Here is a 19,922-nt window from a genome sequence, read left to right as displayed (position 1 = left end):
GGGGTCTGTCAGAATGATAACAGATGATGAAATCGCTACTTCATCGCCTCAAGCGGCCCGTTGCGGCCGCTTTTGTTGGCGCCTTAACCACCCTTGCTTTTGCCCCCTATCAACTCTGGCCTCTGGCCCTGCTTAGCCCACTTCTGCTTCTGGCACTGCTTTACCAACAATCGGCAAGGCACGCACTCGCCATCGGCTACGCCTGGGGTCTCGGACAGTTTGCCACCGGCATCAGTTGGGTCCATGTCAGTATCGATAACTTCGGCGGCATGCCCAAAATCGCCAGCGTCTTCCTGATGGCACTTCTGGTGGGGTATTTGTCGGTTTATTCGGCGCTATGGGCCTGGTCACTAAACCGCTTTTTCCCTCGCAGCAACCGCAGCCGCTACTTACTGGCTGCGCCGGTATTGTGGCTGATCTTTGACTGGTTACGCGGCTGGGTAATGACGGGCTTTCCGTGGCTCTGGCTCGGCTATAGCCAGATTGACAGCCCGCTCGCCAACTTTGCCCCGCTTGGCGGCGTTGAACTGCTCACGCTGCTGATCATGATGTGTGCCGGTGCGTTAATGTATGCCATCGTTCATCGCGCCTGGAGCACCATCATGATCCCACTGGTCATTTTTGCCACCGGGTATGGCTTGCGTAATATCGACTGGGTAACGCCCAATCCAGACAGCAAAACCACGGTCGCACTGATCCAGGGGAACATTCCACAAGAGCTCAAGTGGAAACCCAGCCAACGCTGGCCGACCATCATGAAGTACACGGACCTCAGCCGCGAAAACTGGGACGCCGACATTATTGTCTGGCCGGAAGCCGCAATACCGGCGTTTGAATTCGAAATCCCGTCCTACTTACGCAACCTGGATGAAGCGGCACGCCTCAACCATAGCGCAATCGTCACCGGCGTCGTCAACATGGGTCAGAATAAAAAGTTTTACAACAGTATTCTGTCGCTCGGCAGCACGCCATACGGCGATTATGAGTATGACCCGACCGAACGCTATCACAAGCATCATCTGCTGCCGTTCGGTGAATTTGTGCCATTTGAACGCATCCTGCGCCCACTGGCGCCGTTCTTTAATCTGCCAATGTCATCATTCAGTCGCGGAGCGTTTGTGCAGCCAAACATAGTGGCCAATGGCCGTCACATGGCACCGGCACTGTGTTACGAGATCATCTTCAATGAACAGGTCCGACAAAATGTGACAGACGAAACGGATTTCATTCTGACGTTATCGAACGACGCTTGGTTCGGGCGATCAATCGGTCCTTTGCAGCACATGGAGATCGCCCGTATGCGCGCGCTGGAACTGGGCAAACCCTTGATTCGATCCACCAACAATGGCGTGACCGCGGTGACGGATTACAAAGGCAACGTCCTCACACAACTGCCACAATTTGAGACGGGCGTTTTGCGAGCCGAACTGGAATCAACGAGCGGCCAAACCCCGTATCGCCTGGTTGGCAGCTGGCCGTTATACGCGTGGACACTACTCAGCCTGATCGCCGGCTATCTGCTGAGCCGACGTAAACACTGACCATACAACAAGCCCCTGCATGACAGGGGCTTGTTTTTTTATGGCTTGAGCGGCTGCCGACTAAACGCCGTGTTGCCGCATTTGATGCACGGAACAATTTCTGTCGGATGATTGTACTCAACGCGATGCCCGCAGTTTTCACATACCAGCACACCGAGCCCAATCATCTCCCCGGCCTGATACAATCCCTGATGCTCGAGGTCGGCAAACAGCTCTACCCACTCGACTTTGGTTCGATCGGTAATTTCCAACAACCCCTGCCAGATGGAGTCTGCAATCATCAGATAAAACGGCCCACTTTTGCCCTCTTCATAACTGTCAGCAAACTCTTTCAGATCCGATTTCACATACGCCGAAATCAGCGCGAGCTCGTCTTTGGTCATGTCATTCGCAGCTGCGACCACCTTTCCCGATTGCTCTAAGACGTGATTGACCTCTTCCGGGCTGTGCTTGAGTGTCTCAACCACATCTTCAAGCATCTCTTCATAGCCCGACTTGCGTTTTGGCATAAGGAACCTCCCGTTAACACAACTGTTGTTGTACTCCGCGCCTTTAGGTATTCTATGACGATCTATTAGTATCTGTTCTAACCGAACTCACAAATCCAAGATAACCGGACATCATCGATGCAAGAGCAATATAACCCGCAAGATATTGAACAAAAAGTTCAACAGCACTGGGAAAACAACAAAACCTTTGTTGTAAGTGAAGACCCAAATAAAGAAAAATTCTACTGTCTGTCTATGTTCCCATATCCAAGTGGCCGACTGCACATGGGTCACGTGCGCAACTACACCATCGGTGACGTCGTCTCTCGCTTCCAACGACTGCAAGGCAAAAACGTGATGCAGCCTATTGGCTGGGACGCGTTTGGTCTGCCGGCAGAAAATGCTGCCGTAAAAAACAACACGGCACCGGCGCCTTGGACTTACGAAAACATTGAATACATGAAGAACCAGCTGAAACTGCTGGGTTTTGGCTACGACTGGAATCGTGAATTTGCTACTTGTACTCCAGAATACTACCGCTGGGAACAAGAGTTCTTCACCAAGCTGTACGAAAAAGGCCTGGTTTACAAGAAGACATCTTCAGTGAACTGGTGTCCGAACGATCAGACCGTTCTGGCTAACGAACAGGTCGAAGACGGCTGTTGCTGGCGCTGTGATACGCCGGTAGAACAAAAAGAGATCCCACAGTGGTTCATCAAAATCACTGAGTATGCTCAAGAACTGCTGGACGATCTGGATAACCTGGATGGCTGGCCAGAAATGGTCAAAACCATGCAGCGCAACTGGATCGGTCGCTCTGAAGGTGTTGAACTCAAGTTCGAAGTGAAGGGGCAGCAAGACCTAGAAGTGTACACCACACGTCCAGACACACTAATGGGTGTGACGTACGTGGGTATCGCGGCGGGCCACCCACTGGCGACTATCGCAGCAGAGAGCAACCCTGAACTAGCGGCATTCATCGAAGAGTGTAAGAACACCAAAGTAGCCGAAGCTGAACTAGCAACAATGGAGAAGAAAGGTATGGCGACTGGCCTTACTGCTATTCATCCATTGAACGGCCGTGAAGTGCCAGTTTACGTAGCAAACTTCGTACTGATGGACTATGGCACAGGCGCGGTTATGGCAGTACCTGCGCACGACCAACGTGACTTCGAGTTCGCCACTAAGTACGGCCTGGACATCGTGCCTGTGATCAAGCCAGTTGACGGCAGCGAGCTAGACATCTCGGAAGCGGCATACACTGAGAAAGGTGTGCTGTTCGATTCTGGTGAATTCGACGGCCTAGAATTCCAAGCGGCATTCGATGCAATCGCTGCCAAGTTAGAAGCAGAAGGCAAAGGCACTAAGACAGTTAACTTCCGTCTACGTGACTGGGGTGTATCTCGTCAGCGTTACTGGGGCGCACCAATCCCAATGGTCACCACGGAAGACGGTGAAGTTCACCCAGTACCTGCTGACCAACTACCAGTGATTCTTCCTGAAGATGTGGTCATGGACGGCGTAACCAGCCCAATCAAAGCCGACAAAGAATGGGCGAAGACCACCTTCAACGGCGAACCAGCTCTACGTGAGACCGATACGTTCGATACGTTCATGGAATCTTCTTGGTACTACGCACGCTACTGTTCACCACAAGCGGACGACATCCTAGACCCAGAAAAAGCCAACTACTGGCTACCAGTAGACCAGTACATCGGTGGTATCGAGCACGCTTGTATGCACCTACTGTACTCACGCTTCTTCCACAAATTGCTTCGTGACGCAGGTTACGTGACCTCTGACGAACCGTTCAAGCAACTGCTTTGTCAAGGCATGGTACTGGCTGACGCATTCTTCCACACCAACGAGAAAGGCACCAAAGAGTGGGTAGCCCCTACCGATGTGAAAGTGGAACGCGACAGCAAAGGTCGTATCGCCTCAGCAATCGATAATCAGGGCCGCAACGTGGAACACTCAGGCATGATCAAAATGTCTAAGTCGAAAAATAACGGTATCGACCCGCAAGAGATGGTTGACAAGTACGGCGCTGACACCGTACGCCTGTTCATGATGTTTGCGTCACCGGCAGACATGACTCTGGAATGGCAGGAGTCTGGCGTTGAAGGCGCTAACCGCTTCCTGAAACGTGTATGGAAACTGGTGAACGAGCACACGGCAAAAGGCACGGCAGAAGCCGTTGATGCCTCTGCGTTGTCTGGCGACCAGAAAGCGTTGCGTCGTGACGTACACAAAACCATCGCCAAAGTGACGGACGATATCGCTCGTCGTCAAACCTTCAACACTGCGATTGCAGCCATCATGGAGCTGATGAACAAGCTCGCGAAAGCACCTCAAGCATCGGCGCAAGATCGCGCGATCCTTGATGAAGCGCTTAAAGCTGTCGTTGCGATGCTTTACCCTATCACTCCGCACATTTCATACGAACTATGGACTGCGCTGGGTGAAACAGACATCGACAACGCACGATGGCCAACGTTTGATGAGCAAGCATTGGTTGAAGACGAAAAAACCATCGTTGTACAAGTGAACGGGAAGTTGCGTGCCAAGCTGACCGTAGCGGCTGACGCCAGCAAAGAGCAGGTTGAAGAGTTGGGTCTGACCAACGAGAACGTCACTAAGTTCACCGAAGACAAAACCATTCGTAAGGTGATTTACGTTCCGGGTAAACTGCTGAATATCGTTGCAAACTAAGATTCAGTCGAACTAATTTGCATTTATGCAGTCCTTAAATAGGGCAGGTCACTGCCCTATTTATTTATCTCAGCTCATTCAACGTGAGTGGCCTGAGATAAATACTCCAATAACTGAGAACCATCAACCCATGCGCCTATTTTCTGTTTCCTCTTTCAAATTGACTTGTGTTGTTGCGACAGCGAGCCTACTGACGGCTTGTGGATTCCATTTGCGCGGTGACTATTCTGTACCTCACGAGTTGAGTACCTTGTCAGTCACCAGTTACGACCAGTACAGCGTTTTTACCCGTCAGGTGAAAAACCAGTTACGTATCAATGACGTCGAACTCGTGACACCAGCAGAAAACGTACCGAACCTGCACCTGATCAACGAAGGAGTGGGTGAACGTACTTTGTCTCTGTATCAAAACACCCGCGCAGCGGAAAAAGAACTGACTTTCCGCACCTCATACCGAGTCACTATTCCCGAGGTAGGCACCAAAACCTTCTCGACCAGTGTAACGCGCAGTTATCTTGATAACCCACTGACTGCACTGGCAAAATCAGTAGAGCGTGACATGATCGAGGACGAGATGCGCAAATTGGCGGCATCACAGATCATCCGTCAGATGGCACGCCTGAAAGTGGACATCCAGAACCATCAGATGGACGACAGCAACCTACCGGCGAATGACAACCTCAACCAGTACGACGAACAGTACGATGTCAAAACCTATGAGGGTGACTTCCCGGCCGAGACACCGGCCGGCACACCTCAAACAACCGATGACGCAGCGGAGCAATAAGGGATCCGGATGCGTATTTTCGCTGACCGACTGGCCGAGCAGCTGGACAAACAACTGTCCGGTATCTACCTGCTGTTCGGTAATGAACCGTTACTAATTCAGGAATCGCGCAGTGCGATTCAACACAAAGCCAGAACGCAGGGCTTTGAAGAGCGACACCGTTTCAGTGTCGACGCCAGCCTCGATTGGAATGAAGTGTATGATTGCTGTCAGGCGCTCAGTCTGTTCTCCGCCAGGCAAATCATTGAGCTGGAAATTGGCGACGCTGGACCAGGCGCCGCCGCTGCCAAAGAGCTGGTTTCGCTGGCGGACATGCTGCATCCAGACATCTTGCTGGTACTGGTCGGCAGTAAACTGACCAAGGCTCAGGAAAGTGCGAAATGGTTCAAGGCACTCAGTGCTCAAGGCTGCTGGGTTAACTGCCTGACACCGGATATCCAGCGTTTACCTCAATTTGTGCAAACACGCTGCCGCCAGTTGGGCCTCAAACCCGACCCGGAAGCGGTTCAAATGCTGGCCCAGTGGCACGAAGGTAATCTGTTTGCTCTGGCGCAAAGCTTGGAAAAGCTCGCTCTGCTCTACCCGGACGGCCAGTTGACTCTGATCCGTCTTGAAGAATCCCTCAGCCGCCACAATCACTTTACGGTGTTTCACTGGGTGGATGCCTTGCTGGCAGGCAAAGCCAACCGCGCCCAACGTATTCTGCGCCAGCTTGAGGCAGAAGGCATTGAGCCCGTGGTGCTGATCCGTTCGATTCAAAAAGAACTGATCACGCTCGCAACGATGAAAAGTCAGACGTTTCAGATGTCACTGGCACAGGTGTTTGATAAACACCGGGTCTGGCAATCCAAACGCCCACTGTACTCGGCAGCACTCAGCCGACTGACGCCTACGGCTCTGCACCAATGCATTCATACTCTGGCGACGGCTGAAATTCAGGCGAAAACCCAGTACGACATTTCACCCTGGCCATTTATCCATCAGATAAGCGTGCAATTGTGCCTGCCGGAGGTAAAGCTGGATTTACCGGCCTAAAAGCGTGATATACTCCCCGATCACATTTTCCCTATTTCATTTTCAGAGGATTACAACTTGCAACGCGAAGAACTGAGAGACTTTTTGGCCGATAAAGCGGATGACATGAAAGCTCAGGACATCATCACCCTGGATGTACAAGGAAAATCCAGCGTGACCGACTACATGATCGTATGTACTGGTACGTCAAAAAGACACGTATCCTCGATTGCCGATCACGTAGCCAGCGAAGCGAAAAAAGCCGGATTAGAACCTCTGGGCATTGACGGCGAAGCAGAAGGCGAATGGGTCGTGGTCGACATGGGCACTACCATGGTCCACGTTATGCAAGAAGATCAGCGTGAACTGTACCAGCTTGAGAAGCTGTGGGGCTAGCGCATGAAGTTACAGCTGGTTGCCGTCGGCACCAAAATGCCAAAGTGGGTCGAAGAAGGTTTTCAGGAATACAAACGCCGTTTTCCTCACGACATGCCGCTTGAACTGGTGGAAGTGCCGGCAGGCAAACGCGGCAAGAACGCTGATATTGCAAGAATCTTGCAAAAAGAAGGCGAAGCGATGCTGGCCGCCGTGCCAAAAGGCAATCGAATTGTTACTCTCGATATTCCGGGCAAACGCTGGGATACCGAACAACTGGCAGGTCAATTGGAAGCCTGGAAACTCGATGGTCGTGACGTATCGATTTTAATCGGCGGTCCGGAAGGCTTGGCTCCGGCGTGCAAAGCGGCAGCCGACCAGAGTTGGTCCCTGTCACCGCTGACGCTGCCCCACCCTCTGGTGCGTGTGGTGATGGCGGAAAGCTTGTACCGAGCCTGGAGTATTACCGCAAATCACCCTTATCACAGAGAATAATCTTGTCGTTGAGAACCGTTAGCCATGTTGCGTAAACGTAGCAAAATTCGTGACTATCAGGAAGAAGCACGGCTGTTTAAAAGCCGTGCTGTAGTGGCGTTTCTGGGCATTATTCTGCTGGTGGGCTTGCTGGTCGCCAACCTGTATAACATTCAGGTCAACCAGTATCAGGACTACAAAACCCGTTCCAACGACAACCGCATTAAAGTCGTGCCTATCGCCCCGAACCGTGGGCTGATCTATGACCGTAATGGTGTCCTTCTGGCGGAAAATCGCCCGGTATTCAGCCTCGAAGTGATCCCGGAAAAAGTCAAAGACATGGACGACACCATTGCTCGTCTGCAACAAATTGTTGAGATCACCCCTGAGCAGATCGAGCGCTTTGAGCGTGAACGCCGTCAGACACGACGTTTCAACTCGGTCCCCCTGCTGACCCAACTGAGTGAAGATCAGGTCGCCCGCTTTTCGGTACAACAACACAATTTCCCTGGTGTGTCCGTCAGTGCCAGCCTTAAACGCTACTACCCTTTTGGTGAAATGCTCACGCACGTTCTCGGATATGTCTCGCGCATCAATGACCGCGACCTGGAACGTTTGACCCGCGAAGAAAAAGCGGCCAACTATCAGGCAACGCGCGACATCGGCAAACTGGGGATTGAACGCTACTACGAGGACATGCTGCACGGCACGGCCGGGTATCAGGAAGTGGAAGTCAACAGCCGAGGCCGAGTGATCCGGACACTGAAATACGTGCCACCAGAGCCTGGCAAAGACATCGTGCTGAACATTGACATCAATATCCAGATGTTCGTGCACAACCTGCTTGACGGCCGACGCGGCAGCGCCGTGGTGCTTGACCCCAGCGACAATGGCGTTCTGGCGATGGTGTCCAGTCCGAGTTACGATCCCAATGCGTTTGTGCATGGCATCTCCGGTAAGGCGTACAGCGACTTACTGAACGACAAAAACCGCCCTTTGGTCAATCGTGCCACGCTGGGGATCTACCCTCCAGCGTCAACCATCAAACCCTTTATGGCGGTAGCCGCGTTGCAGGAAGGGGTCATCACACCGTTCACCACACGCAACGACCCGGGCTACTGGCGTATTCCAAACTCGAAAACCAAACCATTTCGTGACTGGTTACGCTGGGGACATGGCCGTGTGGATATCACCAAGTCGATTGAAGAGTCGGTGGACACCTTCTTCTATCAGGTCGCTTATGACATGGGCATCGACCGCATTTCCAACTGGATGATGGCGTTTGGTTTCGGTGATTACACCGGCATCGATATTTACGAAGAAAGCAAAGCCAACATGCCGACACGCGAGTGGAAAATGGCGCGTCACCGCCAGCCTTGGTATCAGGGCGACACCATTCCGGTCGGGATCGGTCAGGGCTACTGGACGGCCACACCGATGCAGATAGCCAAAGCTACATCCGTCCTGGTCAAACACGGCAAGGTGGTGGCACCGCATCTGCTGCGCGCTACGATCGAAAATGGCCAGAGCTTTGACACACGTAAAACAACTGAAGTGGACACATACCCACCGATCACTGGTGTGCCTGAAAAATACTGGGATATTGCCATCAACGGCATGCGTCTGGTCAACCATGGTAAACGCGGCACGGCTCGACGGTCGTTCACTCAGATGGACTACGTCACCGCCGGTAAATCTGGCACCGCTCAGGTTTTTGGCCTGGGTGAAAATGAAGAATACAACGCCGAAGAACTGGCGGAACACCTGCGTGATCACGCGCTGTTTACCGGTTTTGCTCCGGTAGACGACCCAAAAGTCATTACCACCATCGTGCTGGAAAATGCCGGTGGCGGCTCCAGTAACGGTGGACCAGTGGCACGCAAAATCTTTGACCGGGTCGTACTCGGCGAACAAGAGGCTGAAAAATAATGGAATTCGATCCATCTACCGGGCAGAACCGCGCCCTGTTTGAGCGTTTTCATATCGATCTCCCATTATTGCTGGGCATATTACTGCTGATGGGTTTTGGCCTGGTTGTGATGTACAGTGCCAGTGGACAAAATCTGGCGATGATGGATCGCCAGGCAATGCGTATGGCGCTGGCGATGGGCGTGATGCTGCTGCTGGCGCAAATTCCGCCGCGAACCTATGAATCGGTCGCTCCCGTGATGTTTTTTGTCGGTGTCGTGCTGCTGGTGTGTGTGCTGTTGTTCGGTGAAATCTCCAAAGGGGCACAGCGCTGGCTCAACCTTGGCTTTGTTCGCTTCCAGCCATCAGAATTTCTTAAGCTGGCGGTGCCACTGATGGTCGCGCGCTTTATCGGTAAGCGCTCACTCCCCCCCACATTGCAAACGCTGGTACTCTCCCTGGTAATGGTGTTCGTTCCAACCATACTGATCGCCAAACAGCCGGATCTGGGGACGTCGATTCTGATCGCCGCATCCGGTATTTTTGTTGTGTTCCTGGCGGGCATCAGTTGGCGTATCATCATCGCCGCGGCGCTCGCAGTCGGTGGTTTTATCCCGATTTTGTGGTTCTTCCTGATGCGCGAATACCAGAAAACCCGGGTACGAACGCTGTTTAACCCTGAATCGGATCCACTCGGTGCAGGCTACCACATCATCCAGAGTAAAATTGCGATCGGTTCAGGCGGTGTTTCCGGCAAGGGCTGGTTACAAGGTACGCAATCGCAACTGGAATTCTTGCCAGAGCGACATACTGACTTTATTTTTGCAGTCATTGCGGAAGAATGGGGCATGATAGGCATTCTTGCCCTGCTGAGTATTTATCTGTTCATCATAGGTCGTGGCCTGTATCTGGCCAGCAACGCGCAAACCGCGTTTGGCCGAATGATGGCAGGCAGTATTGTACTGAGCTTCTTTGTTTATGTGTTTGTAAACATTGGCATGGTAAGCGGCATTTTGCCGGTTGTAGGCGTACCCCTGCCCCTGATCAGTTACGGCGGTACATCCATGGTTACTCTGATGGCGGGTTTTGGCATCCTGATGTCAATTCATACCCACAGAAAAGCGTTTTCAAAGGCGACGTAAATACATGCAAATCAGACATCTTCTGGCTTTTGCCAGCTTAGCTGCCATTTTGGCCGGTTGTTCCTCTTCTCCGGGAGGACGTTACGATATCGACGACGATGTAGCTCCCAACGAGCCGATATCGGTTGACCATATTGAAGATGCCCAGCCGCAATTCGAACCTTACAGTCTCGGTGGCAACAAAAATTATTCACTGCGCGGTGAAGATTACCAGATCGTCAAAAACACCTCGGGCTTTAGCGAAAAAGGCAAAGCCTCTTGGTATGGAAAGAAATTCCACGGCCACCTGACATCCAATGGTGAAATCTACGACATGTATTCCATGACCGCGGCACACAAAACCCTGCCACTGCCAAGCTATGTCAAAGTGACCAATCTCGACAACGGCAAAAGCGCGGTGGTACGCGTGAACGATCGTGGCCCTTTCCATCAAGGACGGATCATAGATCTTAGCTACGCCGCTGCGGCCAAACTCGACGTCATCAAAACCGGCACCGCTAATGTCGAAATTCAGGTGATCAACGTCGACAAAGCCAGCGCGAAAAGCAAAGCAGCGGCCTTTCAGGGGTATCTGATTCAGGTCGCGTCGTCAAAATTTGCGGATCGCTCGCGAACTTTAGCCCAGGATCTTGGTCAGAAGTTATCTGTGGACAGTTTTGTCAGCAGTGAAAGTGACGTGCACCGAGTGTTTCTCGGCCCGTTTGCTGACTATTCCCTGACTCAGGAAACCCTTGAAAAGGTTAAAGTGCTCGGCTATTCGACCGCGTTTATCAAAAAGCAGACAGCAACCCAATAGTCCTCAATCCAGTGTCGGTTTAAACCTGCACTGGTTTGAGAGATTGTTTCTGTTAAGATATGGACAGTAAAAGAAAACTTGCATTCATCATGAAAAAAACAACTCTTCTAAAACCAGTTCTTGCGTCTACTGTTGCACTCTCTGCAACTTTCGCTTCCGCGGCTTACGCTGCCCCTAGTGTCGTTCCTGATGCGCCTCAAATCGCGGCGAAAGGCTACGTTCTGATGGACTACAACTCGGGCAAGGTCTTGGCGGAACAAAACGCCAACACCAAAATGCACCCGGCCAGTCTGACCAAAATGATGACCAGTTACGTCATCGGTCAGGAAATCAAAAGTGGCAATGTCTCACCTGAAGACGATGTCACCATCAGTAAAAATGCCTGGGCCAAAAACTTTCCAGATTCCTCCAAGATGTTCATCGAAGTGGGGACCACGGTTAAAGTTAAAGACCTGAACAAAGGCATCATCATCCAATCAGGTAATGACGCGTGTGTGGCGATGGCCGAGCACGTTGCCGGCTCTGAAGACGCGTTTGTGGAACTGATGAACGCCTGGGCGAAATCGATCGGCATGAAAAATTCCCATTTCGCCAATGTTCACGGCCTGGACAACGACGACCTCTACTCCACGCCATACGACATGGCGCTGCTGGGTCGTGCCCTGATCCACGACGTGCCTGAAGAATACCGCATTTACTCAGAGAAGAAATTCACCTACAACGGCATCACACAGTACAACCGGAACGGTCTGCTGTGGGATAAAAGCATGAACGTTGACGGCATTAAAACCGGCCACACCAGCGGTGCAGGCTACAACTTGGTCAGCTCGGCGACCGAAGGTCAGATGCGTCTGGTCGCTGTCGTGATGGGCACCAAAAGCGCCAATGCCCGTAAAGCGGAAAGTAAAAAGCTGTTGAGCTACGGTTTCCGCTTCTACGAAACAGTGGCCCCCCATAAAGCGGGTCAGACGTTTGTTGAAGAAAAAGTCTGGATGGGCGACAAAGACAAAGTCGCGCTAGGCGTGAACGAAGACACGTATGTCACTCTGCCTCGCGGCCAGGCAAAAGATCTGAAAGCCAGCTTCGTCCTTGAAAAACAGCTGGAAGCCCCAATTATGAAAGGTGACGTTGTTGGCACACTTTACTATCAATTGGACGGTAAAGACGTAGCGAAATATCCGCTGCTGGCCCTTGAAGACGTGAACCAAGGCAGCTTGTTCAGCCGTTTGTGGGATTACATTGTCATGCTATTCAATAGCTTGTTCTAATCCTCCCTTCGATTGTCGAAAGCCGCCATCTAGGCGGCTTTCTTTTTGTCTGTCGCGCGCCCTTTATATAAACTTGAGATATGGTCCAATAGTCATTACTATTGCGCACCGACAGAATTCTCAACTTGGAGTGTCCCTTATGCTAACCATTAACTCAGACGCCAAACTGAAAGACTTGCTTGAGTTCCCTTGTTCGTTTACTTACAAGGTGATGGGCCATGCGAAGCCAGAACTGCCTGAACTGGTTCTGGAAGTGATTCAGCGCCATGCTCCAGGTGATTACAGCCCGACCGTGAAACCAAGCGCAAAAGGCAACTATCACTCAGTGTCGGTGAACATCACCGCGACCTCAATCGAACAGGTTGAAATCCTCTACAAAGAGCTGGGCGAAATCGAAATCGTGCGCATGGTTCTGTAATTATTTGATTGATTAAACTTTTTTTGAAAGCAGCACTTTGCTGCTTTCTTTTTATTTATCAACAAGATAAATAAACATTAAGTTTTTTGAGGTTAAAAAACTGTTATTTGTGTGTAGTCCCTGCACGCGAAGAAGTTTATAATCCAAACACTTTATTAAGCGCTGACGGGAGTCAACATGGATAATCAGCTCGTCGTAAGAATGCTGGGTAAGCGTGATTACGAGCCGGTGTGGCAAGCTATGCATGAATTTACCGATACTCGCACCGAGCAGACCAACGATGAAGTCTGGCTGGTGGAGCATAACCCGGTCTTTACTCAAGGCCAGGCCGGTAAAGCCGAACACCTGCTGAACACGGGTGATATTCCTGTTATTCAAAGCGATCGCGGTGGCCAGGTTACCTACCATGGCCCGGGTCAGTTAGTCGCTTACTTCATGATTAACCTACGCCGTAAAAAAATGGGCGTGCGGGATCTCGTTACTCATATAGAGAACCTCGTCATCAATACCCTGAACGCTTACAATATCGAATCAGCTGCCCGCCCCGATGCACCGGGTGTGTATGTCGACGGGAGAAAAATCTGCTCCCTCGGACTGCGGATTCGCCGTGGCTGCTCTTTCCATGGTCTGGCGCTCAACATCAACATGGATTTGTCGCCGTTTATGCGCATTAATCCGTGTGGTTATGCCGGTATGGAAATGGCCCAGGTCAGCCAGTTAGGCGGCCCTGATCAGGTCAATGTTGTCGCAGAACAACTTGTCGAAGAATTAGTGAAGTTGCTTGACTACAAACAAGTCGATTTCAGCACAGAAGCACCTTTAATAGGTAAGAAAGCATGAGCAAACCAATCCAAATGGAAAAAGGCGTTAAGTACCGTGACGCCGACAAAATGGCATTAATTCCTGTTAAAAACATGCCAGCGGAGCAAAAAGAAGTGCTGCGCAAACCGGAATGGATGAAAATCAAACTGCCTGCAGACAGCCAGCGTATTCAGGACATCAAAGCAGCGATGCGCAAAAATAACCTGCACTCGGTATGTGAAGAAGCCTCCTGTCCAAACCTGGCTGAATGTTTCAATCACGGTACTGCGACCTTTATGATTCTGGGTGCGATCTGTACCCGCCGCTGCCCCTTCTGCGATGTTGCTCATGGTCGCCCTCTTCCACCGGAAGCGGAAGAGCCAACCAAACTGGCTCAAACCATTAAAGATATGAAACTGAAATACGTGGTGATCACCTCTGTCGATCGCGATGACTTACGTGATGGCGGAGCTCAGCACTTTGCGGACTGCAACCGCGAAATCCGCGCACTGAACCCAGAAATTCGTATCGAAACGCTGGTCCCGGATTTCCGTGGTCGGATGGATGTGGCGCTTGATCTGATGAAAGATAACCCGCCAGATGTGTTCAACCATAACCTGGAAACGGCGCCGCGTCTGTACCGTAAAGCTCGCCCTGGTGCGAACTACAAATGGTCGCTTGAGTTACTGAAGAAATTCAAAGAACAGCACCCGGGGGTTCCGACCAAATCGGGCCTGATGATGGGTCTTGGTGAAACCAAAGAAGAGATCGTCGAAGTATTGAAAGATCTGCGCGCCCACGGCGTGACCATGCTGACACTGGGTCAGTATCTCGCACCAAGTCGCCACCACCTGCCGGTTGAACGCTACGTACCACCAGCAGAGTTCGAAGAGCTGAAAGAGATCGCGTTGGAGCTTGGTTTTACCCACGCGGCATGTGGTCCGTTTGTGCGTTCGTCTTACCACGCAGACCTGCAAGCCAAAGGGATGGAAGTGAAGTAACGCCTCTCCTCTCAAAATTCAAAAGCCGGTGCTCTGCATCGGCTTTTTTGTTTCAGGCCTAACAACACCTCACTGAAACGAACTGTCTTCGTATGATAAATGTTTTATAGTCGCTTGAATCTGGCAGCCGAGTTATATAGGCTAAGCCACAATCAATAAGAAACACCACGCTCATTCTTTGAGACTTGGCTAAGGAAAACACAATGAAAAAGCTCGGAATCTTTGCTCTGGTCGCAGCGGCATTTACTGTCGGCTGTGCCTCGAATACTCAGCAAGACAACTACCGTGAAGCCTCTTTTGAACTTTGCAACACCGAAGTCGACATCTACTCAGTCAGTGATGATGGCCGTGTGCGCATCGTCTGTTCAGACGGCTCTAAGTTTGCGCTGACCAGTGAAAGTACCTTGGAAACCATGCGTGACATCAACATCGATTACTGCGATGGCGAAGGCCTGGGCAAGTTTAACGAGAGCAGCAAATACTACTCGTTCAAATGTAAGTCGGGCACATTACTCAGCATTGCGAAATAACATTCCAACGCCGGTTTCAGGCTGGCGAGTGGACATCACGCACAAAAAAGGCTCCGTAATGGAGCCTTTTTAAATGCGATTGCGGATTACGCGTAAACCGGCAAACGCTGACAGATCTCAAGTACTTTAGCTTTCGTGGCTTCGATCACTTCTGGGTTATCAATGTTATCCAGAACATCACACATCCAGTTAGCCAGTTCTTTGGCATCATCGTCAGTGAAGCCGCGGCGCGTGATTGCCGGCGTACCAACACGGATACCAGACGTGACAAACGGGCTACGTGGATCGTTAGGCACAGAGTTCTTGTTCACCGTGATGTTCGCGGCGCCCAGTGCAGCGTCTGCATCTTTACCTGTGATGTTCTTATCAATCAGGTCAACCAGGAACAAGTGGTTTTCAGTACCGTTTGACACAATCTTGTAACCGCGTTCCTGGAACTGAGCCACCATGGCTTTGGCATTTTGCACGACACGAGCCTGGTACGCTTTGAATTCTGGTTCCATCGCTTCTTTGAACGCCACAGCCTTACCCGCGATAACATGCATCAAAGGACCACCCTGACCACCCGGGAATACCGCCGAGTTCAGTTTCTTGTACATGTCTTCGCCAGCATTGGACAGGATCAGACCACCGCGTGGCCCCGCCAGTGTTTTGTGCGTCGTCGTCGTTACCACGTGTGCATGAGGCACAGGCGTCGGGTAAACGCCAGCCGCAATCAGGCCTGCAACGTGCGCCATATCCACGAACAGGTACGCGTCAACTTTATCTGCGATTTCACGCATGCGTTTCCAGTCAACGATTTGAGAGTAGGCAGAGAAACCACCGATGATCATCTTAGGTTTGTGCTCCAGTGCCAGCGCTTCCATCTCGTCGTAATTGATTTGACCCGCTTCGTCGATACCGTAAGGAATCACGTTGTAGTGCTTACCCGAGAAGTTAACCGGAGAACCGTGAGTCAGGTGTCCACCGTGTGCCAGACTCATACCCAATACGGTGTCGCCCGGATTCAGCAAAGCCATGTAGACCGCGCTGTTAGCCTGGGAGCCAGAGTGTGGCTGTACGTTCGCATATTCACAGTTAAACAACTGACACGCACGCTCAATCGCCAGAGCTTCTGCTTTATCTACATATTCACAACCGCCGTAGTAACGCTTGCCTGGGTAACCTTCCGCGTATTTATTGGTTAGCTGAGAACCTTGCGCTTCCATTACACGCGGACTGGTGTAGTTTTCAGAAGCGATCAGTTCAATGTGTTCTTCCTGGCGAAGTGTTTCTTCCTGGATGGCTGCGAACAGTTCCGCATCGTAATCAGCGATGTTCATATCACGCTTTAGCATCTGTATCTCCTGACTCAGATTGAGACTTAAAGTTGCAAAAAAACTGACTTTTGACCCTAATAATCTACGCATTTATCGCTGCGCAAACGTTTGCATCAAGCTAATGGCGCGCATTCTACATAATTTGATCTAGCTCATAAAGAGAAAATTACATTTTTTGCCATGCAGTTTTTTCATAATGGCTGACAAGGTTTGTCATGATGTTGGCACAAGACCTGTGTGCACTCAAACCAGTGTCAATTTTATCCTTTACACCCTGTAAAACGATAATTACATAGGTTTACCTTAATTTTTGCTCGCTAGCTACCGAAAATATCATCTTTTCAATAACGTGCCCGCACAGATAAACAAGGTCGTTTAGACACTCATGGGAAAACACTCGCGCAAAGACAAGGGGATTGCAATCCTTATCGCGAGTTTTTCATCGCCTTTGCTGCCTTGTTCAACCACAGATTGTTTTTGGGCCTGTAAGGCCCACATCACGGCGTATCCGTACCACTCAATACCGAATTTGCTGACAACCGAATGGACTCCGTCGTGATGATATAACTGCAATTTATAAGATTTCACACGTCAATCACTATATAATCTTTCACCATTTTCCATCAATACGAGACGATATGCGCGATTTTCTCCAACAAGCCAGACAAACTCACAGTTGTATTGCTATTGGGGAGCTGGTGTATGACCCGAAAAACCAAACTCTGCACCGAGGCTCTGTCGCGATCGATCTCGAACCCCGAACGATTGAGTTGCTGGAGCTATTATTGACTTGTGTCGGCCAACCCCTGGCAGCCGATACGATTATCGAGACGGTCTGGCAAAGTAAATATATCTCCAGGAATGTGCTGACCAATCGCATCAGCACGCTCCGTTCGCTGTTGCAGCAGCATCTTCCGGAGTACGATGCGGCCAAGCTGCTGGTCACCTATCCACGCAAAGGTTACTTTCTCAACCCGGCGAACGTGAAACTGTTAACGCCCAGCCAAGATCCGCAGCAGCAAATCGCCTCCTTAAGTACAACACGTAACAGTCACATGAAACTGCGCATGATTTACGGTATCTGCGCTCTGTTGGCCGTTTGTTGTGTGGCTCTGGCCACTTTGCTGTGGCAACGACCCACACTCTCCACTCAGCAGACTCGCCATCAATTGCTGATCCCCAAAGTAGAACTGCTGCTCAATCGCATCGATGCCATTGGCCCTCAGGCTCGAAAATATCGGACCGTTGTCAAGGCGGTGCTGTTGCAACAGCAAGTCGAGTACCCCTACACCGATATTGCGAATCAGGATGCGCCGAGCTATTTTCTCGACCCTATCTGCCACACCCCATATTTCCCCGGTGCGCGTAATATGCAGACCAGTGATTATGAGCTCAACATCGAATTAAAAGATGGCCCCGAGCCCGGCACTCTCAAAGCGCAGGTGAACCTGATTTATCCCGCCACCGGTAAACTGGCGTTTCGCAACCAGTACACATTGAATCTGCCTGAACTTCAGTCCGATATTTTTCTCATCCACGCTGACGTAGCGCAATACTTTAACTTGCCCGCGCCATCGACCAGCACCTGGCATTTCTCTCAGGTGCACGAGGACATGCTTTTTGATAACGTTTTTGCCAGCGAACCTTTGCGGCAGGGCGATGAGTTTTCTGCCATCACCACCGCCAGACACCTCGCGTTGTACGAACTGGATCCTCACACTCTCGATACTTACCTGAATCAGGTTCAGGCCTCGTTTGATGTACTGCCAGACGAGCTGAGCTTGTGGTTAGGCATACTGCACTTCAAGCTGGGAAATCTCGATCGGGCGAAGGCTCTGCTAACGACGCCAGATGGCGACTCACGTATCCAGAACGCTTTGATTTACACCTTTGTCTCGCACATTGCCTATAAACAGAACAAGCTTGAACAATTTCGTCTCAACTACATGGAATCTTTGGTCGCGCTGTTGCGCGTGCTGCCTTCGGAAACCTTGTTCGAGCGTTTGTCGCGATCCGAATCGAAAGACACCTGCCTGCAACCGTGGCAAACTTTGCATGTCAGCCTGCAAGATCAGGAGATCATCACTCGCTGGAAAGCGCTCATCAACGAATACTGCACTAACGTCGGCAACGAGATAAGACCTGTTAAAACAAAGGGATAAATATAAAATTAAGCTTTTATTATTCCCTGTTAACTTTTGTTTTTTGCCCTTTATCAGGGGCAATACTTAGCATGAGTGCATTCACATAACGGCCCGGCTTACTGGGCCGAATTAATAAGGAATGCACATTATGCTAAACAAAACGACATTACTCACCGCCATCACTTTTGCCCTTACGGGCTGTGGCGGAGGATCATCTTCTGGCACATCCATTCCGGACAAACAGCCGCAGCCCAAAGTCGATTACCCGATTCATAATGCCACCTACTCCCCTTCACCCTCGACTCAATTAAGTTATACGTTTACCGTGGATGGACAAGCAGAAGGTGAGATGAGACTGCGCTTTCAGGCAATGACGGCTGAGCAGTTGTTAACTACGCTGAGCCTGATTCCCGCTAGTGACGAATTAAGCCAGCAAATTCATGATCTGGTCAATTATGGTGTCGAGCAGTTTTACTACTCAGAGGAACAACTCAGTACCGGTGAAGAAGACGATACCCTGTACTTTGCCGGCATCGATGGGGCGCTGCATGAGGTCAGCGAAGCTTACCAGCTTGATCCACGTTTCACGCCACGCCTGATGTACGCCAGCCCGCTGTTTCGCTTGAGTGGTACAGACGTCAGAGAGAATGACCCCAACATCGATATCAGCGAAGAAACACTGACGCTGCAAACCAGATTAACGGCTCAGGCAATACAACACTTACTCGGAGACTTTGACCAGCACGAGTGGGTGCAAAACCTGCCAATGACGACATCTTGCCTGGTGACCTGGCAGCAGCAAATCGGTGAGACCGGGGCACGAAAAACTTTTACGGTGTCGGGTAAGGTCATTGAAGCGGCGTTTATGACCGAGCAGAACAGCTATTATCTCAATTGCGACGATATGGACTCCATGGAATTCTCTGCAACCGCGGAACGTTGGTTTAACCCGAGTTTGGGATTAATAGAGCAAACCGAACGTCAACAGGCACAACAAGAACCAATCAACGAAACAAAAGTCCAACTGAGCAAACTCGAAACGCACTAAACCACGCAAAGAAAACACCGAAAAAGGCTTTGTGATACTAGGCAAAGCCTTCTTGTCCGGAAAATCCCTATTCATCATCGCCTACCTCAGGTTTAATCGCTTTCAGCCGTCATTGCATAAGCAGATACTCACGTGTCAATTTTGCCCTTTACACGC

18 protein-coding genes are annotated in these 19,922 nt (G+C 50.8%); 16 read left to right on the top strand and 2 right to left on the bottom strand.

Features of this window, described 5'->3' with window-relative positions:
• Positions 1-23: 23 nt before the first annotated feature.
• Positions 24-1,541, top strand: coding sequence for an apolipoprotein N-acyltransferase (gene lnt, locus CAG64_RS16525; RefSeq protein ID WP_021703760.1), 1,518 nt, complete (start codon positions 24-26; stop codon positions 1,539-1,541).
• Between the two features lie 38 nt (positions 1,542-1,579).
• Here the strand turns inward: lnt and CAG64_RS16520 are convergent, their stop codons facing one another.
• Positions 1,580-2,050, bottom strand: coding sequence for a zinc ribbon-containing protein (locus tag CAG64_RS16520; protein ID WP_021703759.1), 471 nt, complete (start codon positions 2,048-2,050; stop codon positions 1,580-1,582).
• Positions 2,051-2,167: 117 nt separating this feature from the next.
• Between CAG64_RS16520 and leuS the strand changes: the two genes are divergently transcribed.
• From leuS to CAG64_RS16455, 13 genes are all read left to right on the top strand, one after another.
• Positions 2,168-4,741 carry a leucine--tRNA ligase gene (gene leuS / locus CAG64_RS16515; RefSeq protein ID WP_161488283.1) on the top strand — a complete coding sequence of 858 codons (2,574 nt, stop codon included), beginning with the start codon at positions 2,168-2,170 and terminating at the stop codon, positions 4,739-4,741.
• Between the two features lie 130 nt (positions 4,742-4,871).
• Positions 4,872-5,528: an LPS-assembly lipoprotein LptE gene (locus tag CAG64_RS16510; RefSeq protein ID WP_040902218.1), complete on the top strand. Its 657-nt coding sequence runs from the start codon at positions 4,872-4,874 to the stop codon at positions 5,526-5,528.
• 9 nt (positions 5,529-5,537) lie between these two features.
• Positions 5,538-6,563: a DNA polymerase III subunit delta gene (gene holA, locus CAG64_RS16505; protein ID WP_161488282.1), complete on the top strand. Its 1,026-nt coding sequence runs from the start codon at positions 5,538-5,540 to the stop codon at positions 6,561-6,563.
• A 57-nt stretch (positions 6,564-6,620) separates the two neighbouring features.
• A complete protein-coding gene (gene rsfS, locus CAG64_RS16500) occupies positions 6,621-6,938 on the top strand; it encodes a ribosome silencing factor (RefSeq protein ID WP_021703755.1) in 318 nt (105 codons plus the stop codon).
• A gap of 3 nt (positions 6,939-6,941) precedes the next feature.
• Positions 6,942-7,412: a 23S rRNA (pseudouridine(1915)-N(3))-methyltransferase RlmH gene (gene rlmH / locus CAG64_RS16495; RefSeq protein ID WP_021703754.1), complete on the top strand. Its 471-nt coding sequence runs from the start codon at positions 6,942-6,944 to the stop codon at positions 7,410-7,412.
• Positions 7,413-7,436: 24 nt separating this feature from the next.
• Positions 7,437-9,320 carry a penicillin-binding protein 2 gene (mrdA, locus tag CAG64_RS16490; protein WP_161454755.1) on the top strand — a complete coding sequence of 628 codons (1,884 nt, stop codon included), beginning with the start codon at positions 7,437-7,439 and terminating at the stop codon, positions 9,318-9,320.
• A complete protein-coding gene (gene rodA, locus CAG64_RS16485; protein WP_161454754.1) occupies positions 9,320-10,441 on the top strand; it encodes a rod shape-determining protein RodA in 1,122 nt (373 codons plus the stop codon). Before mrdA ends, rodA begins: the two co-directional genes overlap by 1 nt.
• Positions 10,442-10,445: 4 nt before the next feature.
• The gene (locus CAG64_RS16480) at positions 10,446-11,237 is read left to right on the top strand and encodes a septal ring lytic transglycosylase RlpA family protein (protein WP_161488281.1); all 792 of its coding nucleotides are present in this window, start codon (positions 10,446-10,448) and stop codon (positions 11,235-11,237) included.
• An 89-nt stretch (positions 11,238-11,326) separates the two neighbouring features.
• On the top strand, positions 11,327-12,505 hold the full coding sequence (locus CAG64_RS16475) for a serine hydrolase (protein ID WP_040902217.1): 1,179 nt from the start codon (positions 11,327-11,329) through the stop codon (positions 12,503-12,505).
• Positions 12,506-12,644: 139 nt separating this feature from the next.
• On the top strand, positions 12,645-12,923 hold the full coding sequence (gene ybeD / locus CAG64_RS16470) for a DUF493 family protein YbeD (RefSeq protein ID WP_021703749.1): 279 nt from the start codon (positions 12,645-12,647) through the stop codon (positions 12,921-12,923).
• A gap of 177 nt (positions 12,924-13,100) precedes the next feature.
• Entirely contained in the window at positions 13,101-13,763 is a 663-nt protein-coding gene (lipB, locus tag CAG64_RS16465; protein WP_021703748.1) for a lipoyl(octanoyl) transferase LipB, read from the top strand.
• Positions 13,760-14,725, top strand: coding sequence for a lipoyl synthase (gene lipA / locus CAG64_RS16460; protein ID WP_021703747.1), 966 nt, complete (start codon positions 13,760-13,762; stop codon positions 14,723-14,725). The genes lipB and lipA overlap by 4 nt, the downstream gene beginning before the upstream one ends.
• A 203-nt stretch (positions 14,726-14,928) precedes the next feature.
• Positions 14,929-15,255 carry a hypothetical protein gene (locus CAG64_RS16455; RefSeq protein WP_021703746.1) on the top strand — a complete coding sequence of 109 codons (327 nt, stop codon included), beginning with the start codon at positions 14,929-14,931 and terminating at the stop codon, positions 15,253-15,255.
• An 86-nt stretch (positions 15,256-15,341) separates the two neighbouring features.
• On the opposite strand, the gene glyA is transcribed toward CAG64_RS16455, so the two are convergent.
• Complete coding sequence (gene glyA, locus CAG64_RS16450; RefSeq protein WP_021703745.1) at positions 15,342-16,592, bottom strand: serine hydroxymethyltransferase; 1,251 nt, start codon at positions 16,590-16,592, stop codon at positions 15,342-15,344.
• 620 nt (positions 16,593-17,212) lie between these two features.
• Between glyA and CAG64_RS16445 the strand changes: the two genes are divergently transcribed.
• Positions 17,213-18,736 carry a winged helix-turn-helix domain-containing protein gene (locus CAG64_RS16445; RefSeq protein ID WP_161447973.1) on the top strand — a complete coding sequence of 508 codons (1,524 nt, stop codon included), beginning with the start codon at positions 17,213-17,215 and terminating at the stop codon, positions 18,734-18,736.
• Between the two features lie 130 nt (positions 18,737-18,866).
• On the top strand, positions 18,867-19,766 hold the full coding sequence (locus tag CAG64_RS16440) for a hypothetical protein (protein WP_161488399.1): 900 nt from the start codon (positions 18,867-18,869) through the stop codon (positions 19,764-19,766).
• The last annotated feature ends 156 nt before the right edge of the window (positions 19,767-19,922 follow it).

Source organism: Vibrio sp. V38_P2S17PM301 (genome assembly GCF_009904845.1).
GTDB classification, from domain to species: domain Bacteria; phylum Pseudomonadota; class Gammaproteobacteria; order Enterobacterales; family Vibrionaceae; genus Vibrio; species Vibrio proteolyticus.
Note: the sequence above shows the minus strand (reverse complement) of the source record. Positions and strands in the feature narration are given on the sequence as shown.

Excerpts from the sequence above, each read along its gene's own strand:
- lnt (WP_021703760.1), top strand. The coding sequence starts at position 24 with ATGATGAAATCGCTACTTCATCGCCTCAAGCGGCCCGTTGCGGCCGCT.
- CAG64_RS16520 (WP_021703759.1), bottom strand. The coding sequence starts at position 2,050 with ATGCCAAAACGCAAGTCGGGCTATGAAGAGATGCTTGAAGATGTGGTT.
- leuS (WP_161488283.1), top strand. The coding sequence starts at position 2,168 with ATGCAAGAGCAATATAACCCGCAAGATATTGAACAAAAAGTTCAACAG.
- CAG64_RS16510 (WP_040902218.1), top strand. The coding sequence starts at position 4,872 with ATGCGCCTATTTTCTGTTTCCTCTTTCAAATTGACTTGTGTTGTTGCG.
- holA (WP_161488282.1), top strand. The coding sequence starts at position 5,538 with ATGCGTATTTTCGCTGACCGACTGGCCGAGCAGCTGGACAAACAACTG.
- rlmH (WP_021703754.1), top strand. The coding sequence starts at position 6,942 with ATGAAGTTACAGCTGGTTGCCGTCGGCACCAAAATGCCAAAGTGGGTC.
- mrdA (WP_161454755.1), top strand. The coding sequence starts at position 7,437 with ATGTTGCGTAAACGTAGCAAAATTCGTGACTATCAGGAAGAAGCACGG.
- rodA (WP_161454754.1), top strand. The coding sequence starts at position 9,320 with ATGGAATTCGATCCATCTACCGGGCAGAACCGCGCCCTGTTTGAGCGT.
- CAG64_RS16480 (WP_161488281.1), top strand. The coding sequence starts at position 10,446 with ATGCAAATCAGACATCTTCTGGCTTTTGCCAGCTTAGCTGCCATTTTG.
- CAG64_RS16475 (WP_040902217.1), top strand. The coding sequence starts at position 11,327 with ATGAAAAAAACAACTCTTCTAAAACCAGTTCTTGCGTCTACTGTTGCA.
- ybeD (WP_021703749.1), top strand. The coding sequence starts at position 12,645 with ATGCTAACCATTAACTCAGACGCCAAACTGAAAGACTTGCTTGAGTTC.
- lipB (WP_021703748.1), top strand. The coding sequence starts at position 13,101 with ATGGATAATCAGCTCGTCGTAAGAATGCTGGGTAAGCGTGATTACGAG.
- lipA (WP_021703747.1), top strand. The coding sequence starts at position 13,760 with ATGAGCAAACCAATCCAAATGGAAAAAGGCGTTAAGTACCGTGACGCC.
- CAG64_RS16455 (WP_021703746.1), top strand. The coding sequence starts at position 14,929 with ATGAAAAAGCTCGGAATCTTTGCTCTGGTCGCAGCGGCATTTACTGTC.
- glyA (WP_021703745.1), bottom strand. The coding sequence starts at position 16,592 with ATGCTAAAGCGTGATATGAACATCGCTGATTACGATGCGGAACTGTTC.
- CAG64_RS16445 (WP_161447973.1), top strand. The coding sequence starts at position 17,213 with ATGCGCGATTTTCTCCAACAAGCCAGACAAACTCACAGTTGTATTGCT.
- CAG64_RS16440 (WP_161488399.1), top strand. The coding sequence starts at position 18,867 with ATGCTAAACAAAACGACATTACTCACCGCCATCACTTTTGCCCTTACG.